1 protein-coding gene is annotated in these 1,634 nt (G+C 55.6%); it reads right to left on the reverse strand.

Going from position 1 to position 1,634, the window contains the following annotated elements; all coding sequences use genetic code 11:
* Window positions 1-133 precede the first annotated feature (133 nt).
* Window positions 134-1,564 (reverse strand): IS1182 family transposase, encoded by a 1,431-nt coding sequence (locus tag QCE79_RS32700; RefSeq protein WP_309851542.1) that lies wholly within the window; start codon window positions 1,562-1,564, stop codon window positions 134-136.
* Window positions 1,565-1,634 lie beyond the last annotated feature (70 nt).

Raw genomic sequence — 1,634 nt, forward strand, 5'->3', positions numbered from 1 at the left:
GGCCCAGACCGTGTCAAAACTCCGAGAGAGCCACACTGTGCGCGGCGCTCCGCCGAGTGCATGAGCAAACTGCGAAGTCGCCGAACTTGATCTTGCTCTTGCGTCTTCGGCAACATCGAGACCGCCGTCTCGCTTACACCCTCATCGCCTCGATAAGTCTTGTTGAACCGAGCAGCGCAATCACGCGCTTCATGTTGTAGGCAAGCACGTGCAAGCTCATCTCGGTACTGACGTGTCCGATGGTCTTTGTCAGGAAGTGAGTGGCTCCCATCCAAGCCTTGATCGTGCCGAATGGATGCTCGACAGTCTGTCGTCGGATTCTCATCATCTCGGGCGCATGGTCGAGTCTTGCCTGCATCGCTTCGAGCACAGTCTCATGCTCCCAGCGTGTCACACGGCGTTGCGGACCTGGAGTGCAGTTCTCTTTTAACGCGCACTGTTGGCAGTTTGAGCTCCAATATTTACTGAGCTTCAGTCCGCGCTCGACAGTCGAGAACCTCCAGATGAGGCGCTCGCCTGCGGGACAGTGAAATTCGTTCGCCTGTGGGTCGTAAATGAAATCGTCTCGACTGAAGCGACCGTGAGCCGTCGCGCTCGACGTGATGGTTTTCGGTACATACACGGTGATGCCCGCTTCGTGACAGGCGAGCATCTCCTCGCTCTTGTAGTAACCACGATCCGCAATCGCCGTGAGCTTCTCGACGCCCATTTCCGTGCGAGCAAGCTTCGCCATTGACGTCAATTGATCACGATCAATGCCCTCGTTGGTCACCGCGTGCGCCACGATCAAATGGTGCTTTGTATCGACTGCCGTCTGGACGTTGTAGCCAACGACTCCTGTTCCGCGCGTCTTCATCGAGCGTGCATCAGGATCGGTGAGTGACACTTGCGCGTCGGGTGCCGCTTTAAGTTGAAACTCAATCTCCTTCAGGCTTCGCATTTGCTCTTTGAGAGCTTTAATCTTGTCCTGAAGTCGTTCCGTTCTGACCTTTGCGATTCCCGGCTCCTGTCGGTCTGCCGTGTCCATCGCTAAGAGGTACCGGCCGATGCTCTCCTCAATGTCCCGCATACGACGCTCGAGCTTCGCGCTCGTAAAGTTGCGGTCGCGATGGTTGACGGCTTTAAATTTGCTACCGTCGATCGCTACGAGTGCCTCCGCAAACAGGTCAAGGCGCTGGCACAGCACCACGAATTGACGGCAGACGCTGCGAATCGCCTTGCCGTTGTCCCGACGGAAGCGAGAGATCGTTTTGAAGTCGGGAGTCAAGCGGCCAGTCAACCACATCAACTCAATATTGCGTTGGGCTTCACGCTCAAGTCGACGGCTGGATTGAATGCGGTTCAGATAGCCGTAGATATAGATCTTGAGCATCACCTCGGGGTGGTACGAGGGGCGCCCAGTGAGAGCAGGATCGACTCCCTCAAAACCTAACTGCCGAAGATCTAGTTCATCGACGAAAACGTCGACGACGCGCACGGGATTCGTGTCCGTTACGTAATCGTCCAACGCCTCAGGAAGAAGAAAGCTTTGCGTACGGCTATCGCCTTGAACGAATCGCTTCATCTCGCTCGCCTCCGCTATCGGATACGAAAATCATAACGCTTCAAAATGACGTTTTGACACGGTCTGGGCC

Origin of the sequence: Caballeronia sp. LZ003, assembly GCF_031451465.1 — a bacterium.
In the GTDB taxonomy this organism is placed as follows: Bacteria; Pseudomonadota; Gammaproteobacteria; order Burkholderiales; family Burkholderiaceae; genus Caballeronia.